This is a genomic window from Magnetococcus marinus MC-1, from assembly GCF_000014865.1.
GTDB lineage: Bacteria > Pseudomonadota > Magnetococcia > Magnetococcales > Magnetococcaceae > Magnetococcus > Magnetococcus marinus.
The window spans coordinates 2,708,604-2,732,171 of the sequence record NC_008576.1; the positions used below are offsets into that span (position 1 = coordinate 2,708,604).

Genomic DNA, 23,568 nt, shown 5'->3' on the forward strand with positions numbered 1-23,568 from the left:
CAGCAATACCGGCATCCAGATCCAAAGCGAACACAAAACGCCCCAGGGCCGAACCAGAAGCGGTAAAGTTACCAATATCGGCTACCGCATCACCCGTTAGCTCACTGGCATCCAAGGCAAACTCAAAGAGCGCGGATCGGTCAATGTTAATGGCGATATTAAAGCCTAATGTCACCTCAGAATCGGCGGTATCAAAGGAGGGGGTAAAGGCGAACTCTGGCCCACCCAGATTGGCAAACACATCTTCCAACACCGCCTCATCCATATTGGCGGTAAAGGTCAAGCTGCCAGAGTCGGCCACGCTGAAGGTGGTTAGGGCATCAAAAAACGCACTGGCTGCGGAGAGCACATCCACATCCCCGATACCCGACAGATCCAAGCCCCGCAGATTGGCCCCATCCAAGGTAAAGGTGGCGCTATTGCTGTTATCGTTATCACTAAAGAAGGCACCGAAAGAGAGGTCGATGCCACTAAAGTCAAAGTTTAAGTCGGGCAATTCAAAGTCGGAGAAATCCACCCCTTTGAAGGAGCCCATCTTAAACAGATCACCAAAATTGTGGGTTGCGCTATCATCGTGGGCAAAACCAAGCCCGGTTAACCAGCCCACCAGCGTACTGCCATCAAAGAGACCCGAAATATCCAACGAACCAAAGTCAGCCCAGCCAAAGTTTAGATGCTGGGTCGCCGCTGGCCCCAGACTATTAAACTTGAGATAGAGCCCCGCCAGCAGCTTTTCAATCTGGATGGCCCCATCAAACTTGGCCCCGCCAAAATCCAACAGGCCATTGAGGTCAAAGCCCCACTTGCTCGTATCGGTAAAGTCCAGACCGCTGGTTCCGCTAAAGTCAAACCCGGAGAAATCAACCCCACCAAACAGACCGTCCAGCAGCGCGGTTGCCCCAAATGAGGCTCCTTTCCACTGGGAACCGGTCCAACGGGTAGCACCATCAAAGCTGGCATTCCCAAAGTTGACATTGAGCAACCGGGCAAAGCCAAAATCCACCCCAGAAAAGTCCATATCCCCCAGGGCTGCAAAGTCCACCCCGCTCAAGTCCCAACCCCGGAAGTTAAACCCACTCCAGTCGGTGGCACCACTCATGAGGGAGAATTTAGCCCCATCCGCATTAAGCCAGTCCGCCCCACTGCTTAAGCCATCCAACACAAACGCCAACACACTGCTAATGTTAATGCTGCTATGGTTCCCCGCATCAATGGCCACACCGTCACCATCGGTCAGGCCGCTCCAATCCACCCTGTAGGCAAACGCACCAGAGAGATCCACCGTATCAAACAGGGCGTTGGCAAAGCTTACCCCCCGCAGGTTGGCACCAATCAGCGAAAGGTTCGAAAAATCCACCCCGCTGAAATCCAAACCAGAGAGATCAAAGCCATCCCAGCTATAACCATCCAGACTAAGATAACCAGCACCCTGCCCGCTCAGCAGACGTTTGACATCCGCCACAAGCGATGAACCAAAGATGCTCTTGAGGGAGATATCTGTCACCAAGCCGGTCAAGCTGGTGGATAGGCGCAGCCCAGCGGCATTGATAAAGCTACCAAATTCAATATTGCTCCACGTAACCCCAATCGCCAACGCCATATCCAGCGTGGCCCCACGCAGATCTGCCCCGCTAAAGTTGACACCCCGCAGGTTGGCCCCGCTAAAGTCCACACCGCGCAGGTTGGCTCCGCTAAAGTTGACACCCGACAAGTCCAGACCGCTAAAGTCTGCCCCTTCCAGGTTCACCCCACTGAAGTTGACCCCTGAAAGATCAAGAGCGCTCCAATCAATATTAAGCAGCGAGGCCCCTTTAAAATCCGCCAAGCGTAAGAGGGAACCGGCATCAAAGCGGGCTCCATCCAGCATGGCCCCCAGGAAGTTCACACCCGACAGATCCAATCCCGAGAAGTTGGCCCCATCCAACTGCGCCCCACGGAAGATAAAGTTGCGTAGATCCGCAACCCCACTAAAATCTGTACCCGAGAGTTTGGCAAAGGCCCAATCTACCGTGCTGCCATCAAAGGGCAGGTTTAAATTGGCCATCAACGCCGCTTTGAGCGCATTCACCATGCCCCGTAAAGTGGGGAACACCGTGCTGAAATCAAACTCAGCAAAGTAGCTGTTGGCCGCAGCTTCCAGGGCAAACACGTTGATATTTTCAGCATCACTCAGGTCGCTATCAATGGTGAGCAACTCATTGATGCTCTTTTGCAGACCGGGAATATCCATATTCAGCAGGTCAAAACCCAGCCAACCGTTGCCGGTGGTATCAATGGTATTGAGCAGGCTAAGAATACGATCTTTCAGGGTTGAGGTGATCTGCACGTCCAGATAGAGGTCAGGCTTGAGCACCTGCCAATTTAAGTCCAGATCATTAAATTCAAACAGTTGATCGGCATGCATCCGCAAGGTTGGATTGCCAAAATCATTCAGGTTAAAACCGTCACCCGTTGCATTGAGTACAAATTCAGCATCCAGCGTGCCCGATGGCGTTACCGTCACCAATTGGGCAAAATCATCAACCGCATCCAACTCACTTTTAAGAATGCGTAAGGTGCCATCGCTATCGTCGGGGTCTGCCACCTCAACCGTCACCTTGGCGGTGAGATCCAGGTAGCTATCCACCACCTCAACCTGCACCAAACCCGCCACATCCACGGCGGCATGCAGGTTGCCCAGTTCCAACTGCGCACCAGCCTCTAACTGATGGATGTAAAAGTAGGGATCTGCCGTGCTTGGATCGGGCAACGAGAAGAGCCCGCCCACATCCTTTGTCCCCAGCACCACCCCCATATCCACATCGGCAATGGCATAGATCATGGCATTGGCACTGCCGGAGAGCGAGAAGTCCGGCACCAGAGCGGCGGCCTCATCGGGCAGGTCTGCCACACCAAGATTAAAATCCAGCGCCATCTCACGACTAAGATTGAGCTGCATGTTAAGGTCAATCACGACCTCATCGCCGCTCATATCCAAACCACCAGTAAAGCTGATCATAGGGCCATTGTGGTTAAACCGGCTGTTTTCTAAGAGCGATTCAACCATCTTGGCTTTAAGGGTCTCGGCATCGCTGCCGGTAAATTTGGTTAAGCCATCGTAGAGCGCACCTTGGAAAGCCGCACCGCTGGCAATGTTGCTTACGCCAGAGAGGATCGCCCCCTTGAGGTTGGCTTGGTCAAAGGAGGCCTCATCCACATTCACATCGGCCAAATTAGCCCCGGCAAGATTGACGCCCAAAAAGCTTAATCCAGAGAGATCCAAGCCCGCTAGATTGGTCTGGGCAAAGATACCCGTCACCGCCGTAGGCAGGACACTATAGCTGGCATCCAACGCCTTCAAACCGCTTAAATCAGCACCGCTAAAGTCGCTGGCTTGGCTCAAAATGGCCGTAGAAAGGATAGCCCCCTCAAGGTTGACACCACGCAGCAGTGCCGCTGAGAGATCCTTGCCGCTAAAGTCAATGCCCGAGAGATCCCAACCCGAAAAGTCGAAGCCCTTAAAATTGTTGCTGGTGGCAAAATCTTTAAGATCGCTCGCAAAACCAGCCGATATATTGGCCGCTTTTTCCACCAACATGTTGCTCACGGTGGCAGAATCCCCACCGCTGCTGCCGGTAAAGTCCACACCCCACGCAAAGGCACCACTAAAGTCAGCACCCGCCAGATTGGCACTGCTCAACAGCACATCCCGCAGGTTGGCCCCGGTCAGGTTGGCCCCGGTCAGATTAACGCCGCTCAAATCCAAACCAGAGAGGTCGAAACCCGCCAGATCATAGCCGCTAAGGTCTACCCCTGCGGCTAGGTGCAGCGCACTGCCCACCGCCTCCGCCGTAAACAGATCCGCATGGCCGGCATCGTAGAGCATGCCGCTGATGTCGGTTTGGGCATCACTCAAAATATTGGCAAACCGCGCCCCAACCACCAGCGCATAGGAGAGATCCACACCCGACAGATCGGTGTTGGAGAGATCCGCACCACGCAGATCCAAACCACTCAGGCTCACCCCATCCAGGATTGCCCCTTGCAGGTTCACCCCGCCCAACTTGGCGCGGCTGCTGTTACCACCGCTGGTGGTGCTAAAGATGGCCCCGGCCAGATTGGCCCCAGAGAAGTCTACCCCGCTTAGATCGGCACCGCTAAAGTCGGCACCACGCAGGTCGGCACCACTAAAGTCAAAATTACGCAGCGACTGGCCGGTAAAATCGGTATGGGCCAACATGGCACCCGCCCACTGGGTTGTGGAGGGGGTAAAGGGTAGTGCCATGGCCTCAGTCAAGGCACTGTTTAAGGCATCGGCCAAGCCGCGAATGGTCGCCTTAGGCTCACTCCCAACCGGGCTATCAGCCAGATGGGTGGTATTGAAATAGGCGGTGGCATCACTCGTAAGGTTAAACAGCTTTTGAATAAAGGTCTGCTCGCCCTCTGCCGCCCCAAAGATCTCGGCCAGGGATTGATCCAAACCAGGGATTTTGGTGTTTATAAAATCGCTGTTCAGCGCACCGTCACCGGCGCTCTTGAGGGTATCCAAAACCTCCAGCAACTTATCTTTCTGATCCGCCGTCAGCGCGATATCCAGATAGAACTCTGGTGCGTTAAACTGAACCTTGCCATTGGCATCGGTGGTAAACAACTGGTCGCTGACAATCGTCACAATGGGGCTACCCAACAGCGCCCCCAAGTCGGCATCCCCACCCACATTGACGGCGGTTTGCAGCTCCGCTTCAAAGGTCGCGCCAGGGGTCACGGTGACCAGGTGGTTCATCCAGTTGGTCGGGTCGGCATCCTTGAGCGCTTGCAGCTCCGAATAGTAGAGACGCCCATCCCCATCCACATCCTGCATATCCACACTGGCCGCAACCCGCGCCGCAATAGAGGCTGACTCCACCGTCACACCCGCAATGTTGGCCAGATCCAGACTCGCGCTAATATCCTGCACACCCAGCGACGCCCCAACATCAAACCGGTTCAGCTTAAAATAGGGGTCGTAGCTGCTGGGCAACGGCACCGTCAATAGCCCACCAACATCGGTCGCTGCCAAACCGATCACCGTACCCATATCAAAATCCAACGCCACAATCGCCCGACCATAGGCGCTGCCCGATAGATCCAATCCACCCACCTGTGCCAGCGCCTCCGGCAGCAAATCATCGCTGCTAAACGCAAACGCCTCATGAAAGCTCTTATCCACATTGACCTGTAGATTCATGCTCAGGTCAATTTGGTCGCTACCAAAATCCACCCCACCACTAAAAGCAAAACTCGGCCCAGGCGCTCCCCGGCTAAACACATCCTCCACCGCCACCGCGTTCATGGTCGCTGTCAGGCTCTCACTCCAGCTTCCCACCAACTTGGTGGTGGCATCGTAAAATGCGTTGGCCGCACTGGCGATGCTGCCGCTTACCCCACTAAAATCGACACCGCCCAGCAGCGCTCCATCAAATAGGGTGGACTCCAACACCGCACCCTCAAACACCGACAACGAAAGATCGACCCCAGACAGATCTATCCCGCTGAAATCTACCCCGCTAAAGTCTACCCCTTTAAAACTGCCCCACTTAAACTTGCCGTTTTGGCTCGTCTCACCAGAGAGATCCACCCCTTTAAAGCTGGCCCCATCAAACAGCCGCTTAACGCTGGCCGATAGATCGCTAAACAGACCGCTTAAATGGAGCGCTCCGCTAAAATCGGCCCCGCTAAACTCCAGCACACCAGGATCAAAATTGATGCCGTCAAAGTCCAACCCCGCAAAATTAACCCCTCGGAAGTGACCCAACAGCGTGCTCAACCCGCTTAAATCCACCCCGCGCCAGTCAGAAAAGGAGAAGTCGGTATCCAAGCTAATGGTGGCCCCACCAAGGGTGCTATCTTTTAAATTGGCCCCGCTAAGCTTGGCACCACTGATATTGATGCCGCTAAAGTCCAGCGTCGACAGATCCCAGTTGCTAAAATCAAAGCCACTAAAATCCGCCCCGCTCACCAGCTTTTTAATGCCCGCCCACGCCTCGGCAAAGCTGCCCTCCACCACCATATCGGTGGTGATCATATCTACCATGCGCCCCGACAGATTAAAGTCACCCCAATCCACATCCAGCGCAAAAGAGCCACTAAAATCGGTGTTGTTTAGGGTGCTGCTGTCGCTAAAGATGGCATTGCGCAGATTGGCGCCAATCAGTTTAAGCCCCGAAAGATCAATGCCATCAAAACGCAAACCTGAAAGGTCAAAGCCGCTAAAATCATAATTGAGCGAGGCCAGATCCAACCCACGCCCCCATAGCTGCCAACCGCTGCTGGATTGACTGCCAAACAGACCGCTCAGATCAATATTGCTCAAGGCATGGCTTAGATCCGGCAATTTGCCTCGGTTCCAGCTGGGGCTACCCCACGTCACATCAAACAACCCGGCATACGAGAAGTTCACCCCATCCATATGCGCATTGCTCATATTCGCCCAGCGCAGATCCAACCCACTAAAGTCGATGCCATCCAAAATCGCATCGCTAAAGTCAACCTTACGCAAAATCGCCGAGGGCAGACCCACCCCTTGGAAAATCGCCCCGCTTAAATCCGCACCAGCAAAATTCACCCCGGTCAGATCCAGACCCGTAAAGTTGGCCCCCTTCAAAAGCGCCCCTGAAAAATCCACCCCACGCAGATCCAAACCCAGGCTGGAAAAATCCACCCCTGCCAGATTGGCACCCGACCAATCCAGCCCCTCACTCAGGGAAAAATCCACCGAAGTTAAGGCCGCCAAGGCATCATTCAGCGCATTTAAGAAACCCCGCACCGAGGGAAAATCGCTGCCCGTAAAGGTGTAGGTGGTAAAGTAGGCGTTGGCGGCATCCCGCAATTTAAGATAGTCGGTTATGTCACTGGCGGCACTGTCGGTACCCCCAATAAGCTGCCCCAAGCTCTTACCAAGACCAGGAATCTCCTCATCCAACAGATCCAGCGGCAATCCCGCAATCACATCCTCAACCTGCCCCAGCAGATCCAGAATCTTCGCCTTCAGCGCTTCGCTGATTTGCAGATCCACCCACACATCGGGGCTCTGCACACTCCAGGCGGCCCCGTCGTAGCTCAGCAGATTATCCTGCTGAAAATGGACCTCCATCAGCCCATAATCGGAAACATTAAAACCACCCGCCGACGCATCAAAGACAAACATCCCCGCCAGTTCTGCCTCTGGTGTCAGCGTTATCAGCGTGCCTACCCCACCCGCTGCGCTCACCTCGGCACTGGTAATGCGCTTTTCACCATCGCTGGCATCTGGATCTGCCACCGCCGCACTCAGCTTGGCCGACAGGCTCATCTCCCCTTGCTCAATGGAGAGCCCTCCAATGCCCGCAACATCCAGCTGCGCCGCTACATTGCCCAACTCGACCGTCGCCCCAACCTCCAACTGGTTCACATAAAAATAGGGGTCCAAACTGCTGGGCACCGGTAGATCAAAGCTACCACCACTGCTCTTGGTACCAATCACCAAGCCCAAATCCATATCGGCAAGGGCATAAATCGAACCCGCCGCATGCCCGGCAATGGATAGATCAGGCAGCACCGCTTGCGCCGCCTCATCCAGATCCGCCGTACCCAGCGAAAACTCCAAGCCCACTTCACGAGCCAAGTTCACCCGCAGATTCAGCGCAATGACCACCTCGTCACCCGAGAGATCCAAACCGCCCGTAAACTGCACACTGGGGCCACCCGCCTGCACGCCCACACCCGCCAGCGACTCCAGCATACCCGACTTCAGCGTGCTCAATGCCCCAGCGTCAATCCCACTAAAGTTGGTCGCCGCATCGTAAAGCGCCCCTTGCAGGCTGCCCACTTGGGCGATCTCCTGCACACCCGCCAGCACAGCACCCCGTAGGTTGCTCATATCCAATGCGGTACCGTTTAGCACCACACCCGCCAGATTGGCCCCCGCCAAATCCAGCCCACTCAAACTCAAGTCGGAAAGATCCAAACCCGCCAGATTGGCCCGCGCAAAAATCCCCTGCACCTGATCTGCCAGCGCCGCCCGGCCATCCCCTTGCACCGCCAAACCCGACAGATCCGCACCTGTAAAATCGGTCAGCTTGGACAAGGTTGCCGTGGTTAAATCGGCTCCACTCAAATCCGTACCACAGAGCAGCGCATCGCTCAGATTAACCCCGCTAAAATCCATGCCAGAAAGATCCAAGCCCGATAGATCAAAGCCGCTTAAATCTTTATCCGTGGCAAAATCCTTGATCCCCCCACCGAAACCAAAGGTGAGGTTGGCCGCACTCTCCACCAACATGTTGGTGAGCGTGGCAGAATCCCCACCGCTGCTGCCGGTAAAGTCCACACCCCACGCAAAGGCACCACTAAAGTCAGCACCCGCCAGATTGGCACTGCTCAACAGCACATCCCGCAGGTTGGCCCCGGTCAGGTTGGCCCCGGTCAGATTAACGCCGCTCAAATCCAAACCAGAGAGGTCGAAACCCGCCAGATCATAGCCGCTAAGGTCTACCCCTGCGGCTAGGTGCAGCGCACTGCCCACCGCCTCCGCCGTAAACAGATCCGCATGGCCGGCATCGTAGAGCATGCCGCTGATATCGGTTTGGGCATCACTCAAAATATTGGCAAACCGCGCCCCAACCACCAGCGCATAGGAGAGATCCACACCCGACAGATCGGTGTTGGAGAGATCCGCACCACGCAGATCCAAACCACTCAGGCTCACCCCATCCAGGATTGCCCCTTGCAGGTTCACCCCGCCCAACTTGGCGCGGCTGCTGTTACCACCGCTGGTGGTGCTAAAGATGGCCCCGGCCAGATTGGCCCCAGAGAAGTCTACCCCGCTTAGATCGGCACCGCTAAAGTCGGCACCACGCAGGTCGGCACCACTAAAGTCAAAATTACGCAGCGATTGCCCCACAAAACTGGTATAGGCCAACGCCTGCCCAGCCCAGCGAGTGGTCACTGCGGCATCAAAATCAACCGTAACCGCTTTGGTGAGTGCGTTGTTTAAAACATCCACCAAACCACGGATGGTCGCCGTCTCGCTGCCACTGCCCAAGGTGCTGTTCTCAAAATAGCTCTCCGCATCGGTTTTCAGATCAAATATGCGCTGAATGATGCTCTTGTCGCTGCCTTGGCTGGCAAACATATCCGCCAGAGATTGATCAATACCGGGGATTTTGGTGTTTATAAAATCGCTGTTCAGCGCACCGTCACCGGCGCTCTTGAGGGTATCCAAAACCTCCAGCAACTTATCTTTCTGATCCGCCGTCAGCGCGATATCCAGATAGAACTCTGGTGCGTTAAACTGAACCTTGCCATTGGCATCGGTGGTAAACAACTGGTCGCTGACAATCGTCACAATGGGGCTACCCAACAGCGCCCCCAAGTCGGCATCCCCACCCACATTGACGGCGGTTTGCAGCTCCGCTTCAAAGGTCGCGCCAGGGGTCACGGTGACCAGGTGGTTCATCCAGTTGGTCGGGTCGGCATCCTTGAGCGCTTGCAGCTCCGAATAGTAGAGACGCCCATCCCCATCCACATCCTGCATATCCACACTGGCCGCAACCCGCGCCGCAATAGAGGCTGACTCCACCGTCACACCCGCAATGTTGGCCAGATCCAGACTCGCGCTAATATCCTGCACACCCAGCGACGCCCCAACATCAAACCGGTTCAGCTTAAAATAGGGGTCGTAGCTGCTGGGCAACGGCACCGTCAATAGCCCACCAACATCGGTCGCTGCCAAACCGATCACCGTACCCATATCAAAATCCAACGCCACAATCGCCCGACCATAGGCGCTGCCCGATAGATCCAATCCACCCACCTGTGCCAGCGCCTCCGGCAGCAAATCGTCGCTGCTAAACGCAAACGCCTCATGAAAGCTCTTATCCACATTGACCTGTAGATTCATGCTCAGGTCAATTTGGTCGCTACCAAAATCCACCCCACCACTAAAAGCAAAACTCGGCCCAGGCGCTCCCCGGCTAAACACATCCTCCACCGCCACCGCGTTCATGGTCGCTGTCAGGCTCTCACTCCAGCTTCCCACCAACTTGGTGGTGGCATCGTAAAATGCATTGGCCGCACTGGCGATACTGCCGCTTACCCCACTAAAATCGACACCGCCCAGCAGCGCTCCATCAAATAGGGTGGACTCCAACACCGCACCCTCAAACACCGACAACGAAAGATCGACCCCAGACAGATCTATCCCGCTGAAATCTACCCCGCTAAAGTCTACCCCTTTAAAACTGCCCCACTTAAACTTGCCGTTTTGGCTCGTCTCACCAGAGAGATCCACCCCTTTAAAGCTGGCCCCATCAAACAGCCGCTTAACGCTGGCCGATAGATCGCTAAACAGACCGCTTAAATGGAGCGCTCCGCTAAAATCGGCCCCGCTAAACTCCAGCACACCAGGATCAAAATTGATGCCGTCAAAGTCCAACCCCGCAAAATTAACCCCTCGGAAGTGACCCAACAGCGTGCTCAACCCGCTTAAATCCACCCCGCGCCAGTCAGAAAAGGAGAAGTCGGTATCCAAGCTAATGGTGGCCCCACCAAGGGTGCTATCTTTTAAATTGGCCCCGCTAAGCTTGGCACCACTGATATTGATGCCGCTAAAGTCCAGCGTCGACAGATCCCAGTTGCTAAAATCAAAGCCACTAAAATCCGCCCCGCTCACCAGCTTTTTAATGCCCGCCCACGCCTCGGCAAAGCTGCCCTCCACCACCATATCGGTGGTGATCATATCTACCATGCGCCCCGACAGATTAAAGTCACCCCAATCCACATCCAGCGCAAAAGAGCCACTAAAATCGGTGTTGTTTAGGGTGCTGCTGTCGCTAAAGATGGCATTGCGCAGATTGGCGCCAATCAGTTTAAGCCCCGAAAGATCAATGCCATCAAAACGCAAACCTGAAAGGTCAAAGCCGCTAAAATCATAATTGAGCGAGGCCAGATCCAACCCACGCCCCCATAGCTGCCAACCGCTGCTGGATTGACTACCAAACAGACCGCTCAGATCAATATTGCTCAAGGCATGGCTTAGATCCGGCAATTTGCCTCGGTTCCAGCTGGGGCTACCCCACGTCACATCAAACAACCCGGCATACGAGAAGTTCACCCCATCCATATGCGCATTGCTCATATTCGCCCAGCGCAGATCCAACCCACTAAAGTCGATGCCATCCAAAATCGCATCGCTAAAGTCAACCTTACGCAAAATCGCCGAGGGCAGACCCACCCCTTGGAAAATCGCCCCGCTTAAATCCGCACCAGCAAAATTCACCCCGGTCAGATCCAGACCCGTAAAGTTGGCCCCCTTCAAAAGCGCCCCTGAAAAATCCACCCCACGCAGATCCAAACCCAGGCTGGAAAAATCCACCCCTGCCAGATTGGCACCCGACCAATCCAGCCCCTCACTCAGGGAAAAATCCACCGAAGTTAAGGCCGCCAAGGCATCATTCAGCGCATTTAAGAAACCCCGCACCGAGGGAAAATCGCTGCCCGTAAAGGTGTAGGTGGTAAAGTAGGCGTTGGCGGCATCCCGCAATTTAAGATAGTCGGTTATGTCACTGGCGGCACTGTCAGTACCCCCAATAAGCTGCCCCAAGCTCTTACCAAGACCAGGAATCTCCTCATCCAACAGATCCAGCGGCAATCCCGCAATCACATCCTCAACCTGCCCCAGCAGATCCAGAATCTTCGCCTTCAGCGCTTCGCTGATTTGCAGATCCACCCACACATCGGGGCTCTGCACACTCCAGGCGGCCCCGTCGTAGCTCAGCAGATTATCCTGCTGAAAATGGACCTCCATCAGCCCATAATCGGAAACATTAAAACCACCCGCCGACGCATCAAAGACAAACATCCCCGCCAGTTCTGCCTCTGGTGTCAGCGTTATCAGCGTGCCTACCCCACCCGCTGCGCTCACCTCGGCACTGGTAATGCGCTTTTCACCATCGCTGGCATCTGGATCTGCCACCGCCGCACTCAGCTTGGCCGACAGGCTCATCTCCCCTTGCTCAATGGAGAGCCCTCCAATGCCCGCAACATCCAGCTGCGCCGCTACATTGCCCAACTCGACCGTCGCCCCAACCTCCAACTGGTTCACATAAAAATAGGGGTCCAAACTGCTGGGCACCGGTAGATCAAAGCTACCACCACTGCTCTTGGTACCAATCACCAAGCCCAAATCCATATCGGCAAGGGCATAAATCGAACCCGCCGCATGCCCGGCAATGGATAGATCAGGCAGCACCGCTTGCGCCGCCTCATCCAGATCCGCCGTACCCAGCGAAAACTCCAAGCCCACTTCACGAGCCAAGTTCACCCGCAGATTCAGCGCAATGACCACCTCGTCACCCGAGAGATCCAAACCGCCCGTAAACTGCACACTGGGGCCACCCGCCTGCACGCCCACACCCGCCAGCGACTCCAGCATACCCGACTTCAGCGTGCTCAATGCCCCAGCGTCAATCCCACTAAAGTTGGTCGCCGCATCGTAAAGCGCCCCTTGCAGGCTGCCCACTTGGGCGATCTCCTGCACACCCGCCAGCACAGCACCCCGTAGGTTGCTCATATCCAATGCGGTACCGTTTAGCACCACACCCGCCAGATTGGCCCCCGCCAAATCCAGCCCACTCAAACTCAAGTCGGAAAGATCCAAACCCGCCAGATTGGCCCGCGCAAAAATCCCCTGCACCTGATCTGCCAGCGCCGCCCGGCCATCCCCTTGCACCGCCAAACCCGACAGATCCGCACCTGTAAAATCGGTCAGCTTGGACAAGGTTGCCGTGGTTAAATCGGCTCCACTCAAATCCGTACCACAGAGCAGCGCATCGCTCAGATTAACCCCGCTAAAATCCATGCCAGAAAGATCCAAGCCCGATAGATCAAAGCCGCTTAAATCTTTATCCGTGGCAAAATCCTTGATCCCCCCACCGAAACCAAAGGTGAGGTTGGCCGCACTCTCCACCAACATGTTGGTGAGCGTGGCAGAATCCCCACCGCTGCTGCCGGTAAAGTCCACACCCCACGCAAAGGCACCACTAAAGTCAGCACCCGCCAGATTGGCACTGCTCAACAGCACATCCCGCAGGTTGGCCCCGGTCAGGTTGGCCCCGGTCAGATTAACGCCGCTCAAATCCAAACCAGAGAGGTCGAAACCCGCCAGATCATAGCCGCTAAGGTCTACCCCTGCGGCTAGGTGCAGCGCACTGCCCACCGCCTCCGCCGTAAACAGATCCGCATGGCCGGCATCGTAGAGCATGCCGCTGATATCGGTTTGGGCATCACTCAAAATATTGGCAAACCGCGCCCCAACCACCAGCGCATAGGAGAGATCCACACCCGACAGATCGGTGTTGGAGAGATCCGCACCACGCAGATCCAAACCACTCAGGCTCACCCCATCCAGGATTGCCCCTTGCAGGTTCACCCCGCCCAACTTGGCGCGGCTGCTGTTACCACCGCTGGTGGTGCTAAAGATGGCCCCGGCCAGATTGGCCCCAGAGAAGTCTACCCCGCTTAGATCGGCACCGCTAAAGTCGGCACCACGCAGGTCGGCACCACTAAAGTCAAAATTACGCAGCGATTGCCCCACAAAACTGGTATAGGCCAACGCCTGCCCAGCCCAGCGAGTGGTCACTGCGGCATCAAAATCAACCGTAACCGCTTTGGTGAGTGCGTTGTTTAAAACATCCACCAAACCACGGATGGTCGCCGTCTCGCTGCCACTGCCCAAGGTGCTGTTCTCAAAATAGCTCTCCGCATCGGTTTTCAGATCAAATATGCGCTGAATGATGCTCTTGTCGCTGCCTTGGCTGGCAAACATATCCGCCAGAGATTGATCAATACCAGGGATTTTGGTGTTTAAGAAATCGCTGTTCAGCGCACCGTCACCGGCGCTCTTGAGGGTATCCAAAACCTCCAGCAACTTATCTTTCTGATCCGCCGTCAGCGCGATATCCAGATAGAACTCTGGTGCGTTAAACTGAACCTTGCCATTGGCATCGGTGGTAAACAACTGGTCGCTGACAATCGTCACAATGGGGCTACCCAACAGCGCCCCCAAGTCGGCATCCCCACCCACATTGACGGCGGTTTGCAGCTCCGCTTCAAAGGTCGCGCCAGGGGTCACGGTGACCAGGTGGTTCATCCAGTTGGTCGGGTCGGCATCCTTGAGCGCTTGCAGCTCCGAATAGTAGAGACGCCCATCCCCATCCACATCCTGCATATCCACACTGGCCGCAACCCGCGCCGCAATAGAGGCTGACTCCACCGTCACACCCGCAATGTTGGCCAGATCCAGACTCGCGCTAATATCCTGCACACCCAGCGACGCCCCAACATCAAACCGGTTCAGCTTAAAATAGGGGTCGTAGCTGCTGGGCAACGGCACCGTCAATAACCCACCAACATCGGTCGCTGCCAAACCGATCACCGTACCCATATCAAAATCCAACGCCACAATCGCCCGACCATAGGCGCTGCCCGATAGATCCAATCCACCCACCTGTGCCAGCGCCTCCGGCAGCAAATCATCGCTGCTAAACGCAAACGCCTCATGAAAGCTCTTATCCACATTGACCTGTAGATTCATGCTCAGGTCAATTTGGTCGCTACCAAAATCCACCCCACCACTAAAAGCAAAACTCGGCCCAGGCGCTCCCCGGCTAAACACATCCTCCACCGCCACCGCGTTCATGGTCGCTGTCAGGCTCTCACTCCAGCTTCCCACCAACTTGGTGGTGGCATCGTAAAATGCATTGGCCGCACTGGCGATACTGCCGCTTACCCCACTAAAATCGACACCGCCCAGCAGCGCTCCATCAAATAGGGTGGACTCCAACACCGCACCCTCAAACACCGACAACGAAAGATCGACCCCAGACAGATCTATCCCGCTGAAATCTACCCCGCTAAAGTCTACCCCTTTAAAACTGCCCCACTTAAACTTGCCGTTTTGGCTCGTCTCACCAGAGAGATCCACCCCTTTAAAGCTGGCCCCATCAAACAGCCGCTTAACGCTGGCCGATAGATCGCTAAACAGACCGCTTAAATGGAGCGCTCCGCTAAAATCGGCCCCGCTAAACTCCAGCACACCAGGATCAAAATTGATGCCGTCAAAGTCCAACCCCGCAAAATTAACCCCTCGGAAGTGACCCAACAGCGTGCTCAACCCGCTTAAATCCACCCCGCGCCAGTCAGAAAAGGAGAAGTCGGTATCCAAGCTAATGGTGGCCCCACCAAGGGTGCTATCTTTTAAATTGGCCCCGCTAAGCTTGGCACCACTGATATTGATGCCGCTAAAGTCCAGCGTCGACAGATCCCAGTTGCTAAAATCAAAGCCACTAAAATCCGCCCCGCTCACCAGCTTTTTAATGCCCGCCCACGCCTCGGCAAAGCTGCCCTCCACCACCATATCGGTGGTGATCATATCTACCATGCGCCCCGACAGATTAAAGTCACCCCAATCCACATCCAGCGCAAAAGAGCCACTAAAATCGGTGTTGTTTAGGGTGCTGCTGTCGCTAAAGATGGCATTGCGCAGATTGGCGCCAATCAGTTTAAGCCCCGAAAGATCAATGCCATCAAAACGCAAACCTGAAAGGTCAAAGCCGCTAAAATCATAATTGAGCAAGGCCAGATCCAACCCACGCCCCCATAGCTGCCAACCGCTGCTGGATTGACTGCCAAACAGACCGCTCAGATCAATATTGCTCAAGGCATGGCTTAGATCCGGCAATTTGCCTCGGTTCCAGCTGGGGCTACCCCACGTCACATCAAACAACCCGGCATACGAGAAGTTCACCCCATCCATATGCGCATTGCTCATATTCGCCCAGCGCAGATCCAACCCACTAAAGTCGATGCCATCCAAAATCGCATCGCTAAAGTCAACCTTACGCAAAATCGCCGAGGGCAGACCCACCCCTTGGAAAATCGCCCCGCTTAAATCCGCACCAGCAAAATTCACCCCGGTCAGATCCAGACCCGTAAAGTTGGCCCCCTTCAAAAGCGCCCCTGAAAAATCCACCCCACGCAGATCCAAACCCAGGCTGGAAAAATCCACCCCTGCCAGATTGGCACCCGACCAATCCAGCCCCTCACTCAGGGAAAAATCCACCGAAGTTAAGGCCGCCAAGGCATCATTCAGCGCATTTAAGAAACCCCGCACCGAGGGAAAATCGCTGCCCGTAAAGGTGTAGGTGGTAAAGTAGGCGTTGGCGGCATCCCGCAATTTAAGATAGTCGGTTATGTCACTGGCGGCACTGTCGGTACCCCCAATAAGCTGCCCCAAGCTCTTACCAAGACCAGGAATCTCCTCATCCAACAGATCCAGCGGCAATCCCGCAATCACATCCTCAACCTGCCCCAGCAGATCCAGAATCTTCGCCTTCAGCGCTTCGCTGATTTGCAGATCCACCCACACATCGGGGCTCTGCACACTCCAGGCGGCCCCGTCGTAGCTCAGCAGATTATCCTGCTGAAAATGGACCTCCATCAGCCCATAATCGGAAACATTAAAACCACCCGCCGACGCATCAAAGACAAACATCCCCGCCAGTTCTGCCTCTGGCGTCAGCGTTATCAGCGTGCCTACCCCACCCGCTGCGCTCACCTCGGCACTGGTAATGCGCTTTTCACCATCGCTGGCATCTGGATCTGCCACCGCCGCACTCAGCTTGGCCGATAGGCTCATCTCCCCTTGCTCAATGGAGAGCCCTCCAATGCCCGCAACATCCAGCTGCGCCGCTACATTGCCCAACTCGACCGTCGCCCCAACCTCCAACTGGTTCACATAAAAATAGGGGTCCAGGGTGGGGGCTGAAAACACCCCGCCTGATCCAGCCGTACCGATGACCAAGCCTAAATCCACATTTGCCAAGGTGTAGATATTGGCCGAGGCATCCCCGGAAATCGCCAGATCGGGCAGCACAGCCTGGGCTGCCTCATCCAGATCCGCCGTTCCTAGAGAGAAGTTCACGCCGATCTCACGAGCCAAGTTGACCCGCATATTGAGATCAATGACCAACTCGTCGCCACGCAGGTTCAGCCCGCCATCAAAGGCAAACTGAGGGCCACCCATGGCAACCCCTGCACCCTCACCAATCAGTGATTGCAGCATGCTGGACTTTAAGGTTGCTAAATCCCCAGCATCCACCCCAGCAAAGTTGGTTGCGGCGTCGTAAAGCGCCCCTTGCAAGGTGGCAACATTGGCCAAATCCTCAATGCCGACCAACACTGCACCGCGCAGGTTGGCCATGTCCAGATGGGTTCCACTCAAAGAGACCCCAGCAAGATTGGCCCCCGCCAGATTGACCCCACTAAAACTTAGATTGGAGAGGTCCAAACCTGCCAGATTGGCCCCCTGGAACAGCCCTGTCACCACGCTAGGCAGCAAATTCTCGCCAGGGTTGAGAGTGGTCAGACCCGACAGATCGGCATGGGTAAAGTCGGTAAGCGCACTGAATGAGGCGGTGGATAGAATGGCCTCGTGCAGCGTAACCCCTTTGAGAGAGGCCCCCGCCAGATCCTTACCGCTAAAATCTAGCTGGGAAAGGTCAAAGCCATCAAAACTAAACCCGGCGAAGTTGTTATCGGTGGCGAAATCTTTAATACCAGAGGCAAAAGTTTCGACAATGGCGGAGAGATTTTCCACCACCATATCGGTTACGGTGGCACTATCACTGCCCACAACCCCACTAAAATCGACGCCCCACGCAAAAGCCCCGCTCAAATCGGCACCCGCCAAGGTCGCCCCGGCTAAACCGGCATCGCGCAGGTTGGCGCGGGTTAGGTTAGCCCCGCTCAGGTCAATGCCATCCAAGCGCAAACCAGAGAGATTAAAGCCGCTTAGGTCATACCCGCTCAAATCAGCCCCAGCCGCCAAAGCCACCCCTTGGCCCGTTACACTGCTAAGCAGTTCAGCATCCAACCCGCCTGTGTAGAGCAGACCGCTAATGGTGGTCGCCGCATCAACCAAGGCCCCCTCAAAACGGGCATCCACCACCAAAGCGTTGGAGAGATCGACCCCAGAGAGATCGGTGTGCGCAAGATTAGCACCACGCAGATCCAAACCTGCCAGTGAGAGGCCCCCTAAGGTAGCCCCACTCAAGTTGACATCGTTCAAGATCGCTTTCAGGCTCTGCCCGTTACCATCGTCACCGACAAACAGCGCCCCGCTGAGATCTGCCCCAGCGAAGCTCGCCCCGCTTAGGTCTGCACCCCGGAAATCCGCCCCCGTCAGGTTGGCCCCGGTAAAGTCAAACCCCCGCAATGACTGGCCGGTAAAATCGGTATAGGCCAACTGCGCCCCAGCCCATTCGCTGGTAAGGGCGTCAAACGTAACCGCGACCGCCTTTTGTAAGGCGCTGTTCAGTGCGGCGACCAACCCCTTGATGGTGGCCGTCTCGCTACCACTACCTAGGGTAGTGGTTTCAAAATAGGCCTCGGCACTGCTCGTTAGATTAAACAAGCGTTGGATAATGGTATCGTCGCTCTGATTATTGGCAAACATCTCTGCCAAAGATTGATCAATACCCGGTATGGCCGTGGTTAAAAAGGCGGAGTTGAGCGCCCCATCCCCTGCACTTTTTAGGGTATCCAGAAGCTCCAACAATTTGGTTTTGTGCTCGTTATTAAGCGCCACATCCAGTGTGACGTCTGGCTGGTTAAAGATAAAATCACCCGCCTCATTGACGCTAAACAGGGTATTACTGGCGATGGTGACAATGGGGTTGCCCAGCAGATCCGTAACCGTGCTACCCCCAACCGTAATACCACTATCCACCAACACCTCTAACTTGGCGTCCAGATTGGTCGAAGGGGTAATGCTGGCAATATTTTTCCACCATGCGGTCGGATCGGCCTCCTGCAATGCGGCCAGCTCACTGAAAGAGAGTTTGCCATCCCCATTGGGATCCGCCAACGAGATGCGCGCACCCACTTGGGCATCAATCGAAGCCGACTCCACCGTGACCGCGCCAAAGTTGGCCAGGGTAAGATCCGCTTCAATGCCACCAACACCCAGGCTGGCCCCAATCTCAAAGCGATTTAAGATCATATAGGGGTCAAAACTGGCTGGCACGGGCAGGGTCAACACCCCGCCCAAATTGCGATCCCGCAAGCCCAGCACCGTACCCAGCTCTAGGTCCAACGCCACAATGGCGCGTCCCTGGGCTTGGCCACTCACCCCAAAGCTCGGCAACAGCGCCAGCGAATCGGCCAGCAGATCTTCGCTGCTCAGTGCAAAATCCGCACTGAAACGCTCATCCACATTGGCCTGTAAATTAAGTTTTAACTCGACGCGATCGCCGTTAAACGCCACCCCGCCACCAAAGGCAAAGGCTGGCCCAGGGGCCCCTTGGGCAAAGATCTCCTCCACCACCACCGGATTAAGATCGGCCAAAAAGCTACTATCCCACGCATCCGGCAAACGACTGAGGGTGTCATAAAAGGCCCCAGCCGCACTCACAACCGCCCCACTTAAACCGGAGAGATCCACCCCAGAGAGGTTGGCTCCATCCAAACGCACCCCGTCGAACAAAGAACCAAAGAAGGAGGCCCCGCTAAAATCACCACCCGAGAGATCCCGACCCGACAGATCCGACCCTTCGAATGAGCTGTCCTTAAAACTTCCCCACTGCAAAAGGCCGTCCAAAGCGGTTAAGGCTGAGAAATCCACCTGCGCAAAACGCGCCCCATCAAACAACCGCTGCACACTGGCAGAGAGGTTGTTAAACAACCCATCCAGATGAGCCGCCCCGCTGAAGTTCACTGCGGTAAAGTCCAGACTGCCAACGTCAAAGCTAATACCCGCAAAGTCAATCCCCGCGAAATTAACCCCACGGAACTGCCCCAACAGCGTGCTTAAACCGCTTAGATCTACCCCTTGCCAATCACTAAAAGAGAAGTCGGTAGTGGCATCCATGGTGGTGGTATCATCCAAGCGGGCACCGCTCATATTGGCACCACGCAGGGTGAGACCCGACAGGTCAAAGCCACGCAAATCCAGCCCGGAAAGATCGAAGCCGCTCCAATCAAAACCGCTGAAGTTGCCGCCGCTGCTCAAATTCAGCACGCCACCCCAACCCAGGCTAAACCCACTATCCACCACCAGATTAGTCAGTGTGGCACCAATCCCGCCCAGGTCCACATTGCCCCACTGCACATCCAGCGCCCAGGCATGGCTAAAATCATTCAGGGCACTAAAGGTGGCATCAAAAAAGCGGCTGCCCCGCAAATTGGCACCCGCAAACGAAATATCCGCAAAATTGATCCCTGACAGATCCAACCCCGACAGATCAAAACCACTCAAGTCGAGCCCCACGCCAGAGAGGTCCAGACCATAGCCCAGTCGGAGCCAATCCACACTAGCGCCGCCAAACAGGTCGCTCAAATCCCGATTGGTCAGGGCGTGGGTAAGGGTTGGGCTTTGCTCGCCAGCAAAACGCACCCGGCCCCAATCCACATCCAACAGAGAGGCCCCGCTAAAGTTGACACCATTCAGCCACGCGCCATCTAACTTAATACCCCGCAGATCCAGCCCGCTAAAATCAATGCCATCCAGAATGGCGGCACTAAAATCGACCCCGCGCAGGGTGGCGCGATCCGCCCCATTGCTAAAGATTGCCCCGCTTAAATCCGCCCCAGCAAAATTTATCCCACTCAGATCCAACCCGCTGAAGTCGGCCCCTTTCAGGTTTGCCCCTGAGAAATCCATGCCACGCAGGTCAAAACCCATGGCAGAGAAATCCAGCCCAGCCAAATTGGCCCCAGACCAGTCCAATGTATCACCACTAAACTTAACCGCCAGCAAGGCCGCCATCGCATCGTTTAGGGTCTGCAACAGACCCCGTACCGAGGGAAAATCGGTCCCACTAAAGCTGTATCCATCAAAATAGGTGGTGGCGGCATCCACCAGTCTGAACGTCCCCCCCACCGTTTGGGTGGCACTCTGGCCATTGCCGATCAGTTGGGAAAGGCTCTGCCCCAAACCGGGGATCTCTTGATCAAACAGACCAAAAGGCAGGTTCTCACCCAGCCCCTGCAATTGACCCAACAGACCCAAGAGGCTCTCTTTAAGCTCTTGACCAATTTGGAGATCCAGATCCACCTGGGGGGTTGTGACAGAAAAACCACTGGCATCATAATGAAACAGATTGTCTGTGGAAAGCAGCAGGGTGGGCACCCCATAGTTGGTCAGATCAAGATTGCCCAAAGTCGCTGAGAGCGGCAGCACCGCCTGCAACGAACCCATGGCTTGAAGCTCTAGATTTTCCCCAATCGCGGCCACATCGGCCCCAACAGAAGCCAAGCTTATACGCCCTTGCCCATCGGCCGCCGCATCATCCAACTGCATACGGGCCATGGCCTGCAACTGCACCACCCCATTGGTAACCGAAACCGCCGCCGCACCTGGACCAAACAGGCTCTCAGAGAGCCCAACCGTGGCTACCAAATCCGCCAGATCAATGGTGCTATTAAGGGTGATGGGATCAACCCGTAAAAAGCCGTCAAAACCAGACGTTGCCGTATCCAGATCAGTCACACCGGCCAACATCACCCCTACCCCAACCCCGCCACCCAAACTGGCCTCTACCGTCAAGTCAGAGCTCACGTTCAGTTCAAGCCCTGCTTGAGCGAGCGCTTGGGTTATGGCGTCAGAGAGCGTAACCGGAGTGGTAAAGCTGGTGGTGCTGGTGAAATCCAGATCAAAACGCACCTCGCCCCACTGGTCATAGAGACCTGCGGTGACAGCAAACATGTCACTACCAGCCAGATTGTTCAACTCCACCGTCAGGGCATCGGCCCACAGCCCCATATCCGTTGAACCACTAATGGCAGCATCCGCCGCAGCCAAGGCGCTGTCCATCTCCCCACTGTCAATACCCAGCAGGTCGGTTAGCTCATCCTGGCTGTTCACCCCGGCCAAACCAAAGCCGCTTTGGATAACCTCACCCAAGCTCATGTCCAAAATGGGCAGGGTGGTAGAGATCAAACCATCCTGCACAAAGGCCGCCGCCGTATTAAACCAGCTATCAAAGGCACTCTTTGCGGCATCCACCAAAGAGCCACCCAGGGAGATACGACCGCTATAATCCTCAACCCCTTCAACATCATAGGTCGCGTCAACACGGGTGGTTGTGGCGCTGCTCTGGCTCAGGCTTACCGAACTGTTATTGAAGGTAACGTGGTCTTTACCCGCACCACCATCAATACCTTGCAACAAACTGGCATCGTTGATGACAAACAGGTCATTACCCAGCCCCCCTTTTAGGGTGTAGCTGCCCCCTGTGGTTTCAATGGTTTCACTACGCCCCTCATCGGCATAGCGCACCGTGACGCCATTATTGTCGATGGTAAAGTGCAGATCCCCGGTGACATCCGAAAAATCCAGCACATCCCCAGCGCTGCCACTGAGGGTCTGACTGGCAAACCCATCATTAAAATCGTAGCTGGTACCCGTGGAGAGCGTATGCTGATAACCGCTGAGCGAGAGGGCCGAGGTGTCAATCATGCCCTGTTGATACTCCAGGGTCCAATCCCCACCCAGGTTGCTCGCTCCAGTCAAATTCTCACTGGCCGCCACATCGGCCCCAGTTAGGTTCGCCAGTTGCGTCACCAAACTTTTACCCGCCGCACCCGCCGCCACATCGCAGCCATAAATCAGCAAATCGGCCTCATCGGCCAAAGCATTGCCCCAGCCTTTAAGCAGATCTTCATATTGGGCAAGCCCTTCAAGATCCAGGGTTGTACTGCCCAATTTAATCTGACCATCCAAACCGTGGCTAATGAGGTGAATGGCATCCAGATTTTGATACTGTTTAAGCCAACTGCTAATCTGCTTAACCCCATCCTGCAAGGCATCCAACCATACCACCTCGACCCCACCCTCAGAGCGATCATTGTGGTTGGAGAGCGCCTCGTTGACCAAACCTTGCGCATCTTCCACCGTAGGGTCAACAAACAGCAATGCCGTAACCTCTTGGGCCTGCTCTTGATCCTCTGGCTCATGCTGCAACTGCGCCAAGGTGGGCATAACGTTGCTGCTTAGGCTGTTGAATTGGGTAGCAATGAGATCCGCAGGGGTCTCGATCGGCAGGCTAACTTTATCTGCCTCAGCATCGGGGGTCGGGGGCAAGACCAAACCCTCGCCCGAGAGCATAAAGCGCGGCTCCAAATTTTCCACCAACAGCCGCCGCTGCCGCCCTTGAGCATAACGCCGCCCACGGCCTGTACGCGCCAAAAAATCCCGCATTTTTTGCGCAAGCCGGGCTGGATGAACATGGTGCTTGGAAGGTTTAAGTAGCGCCATGATGGTCTCTCCCCACAAGTGTGGAACATTTTAAATTGGATAATGAGCGACTTGACGCCATATCCAATTGAAAGTTTTATATTTTTAAAGCCTAAACAGACATTTTTAAAACTCTACACAAACCGTGACACTTATCCAAACTAAGTGTCCTTTTTGCCAGAGAGAGTTTCATATTTCATCTCTCTGTCACTTTTTGTATAAACCAACTTGGTCACCTATGGGCTACCGCCTTTATTGCCAAGTAGGAGATCTTTTCT

1 protein-coding gene (cut by a window edge) is annotated in these 23,568 nt (G+C 55.3%); it reads right to left on the minus strand.

Going from position 1 to position 23,568, the window contains the following annotated elements; all coding sequences use genetic code 11:
• Window positions 1-23,311 carry the 5' portion of a pentapeptide repeat-containing protein gene (locus MMC1_RS11160; protein WP_041641177.1) on the minus strand. 21,422 nt of this gene lie to the left of the window's left edge, so 23,311 of the gene's 44,733 nt are visible here — the first part of the coding sequence; the start codon lies at window positions 23,309-23,311; its stop codon lies beyond the left edge, outside the window.
• Window positions 23,312-23,568: the final 257 nt, after the last annotated feature.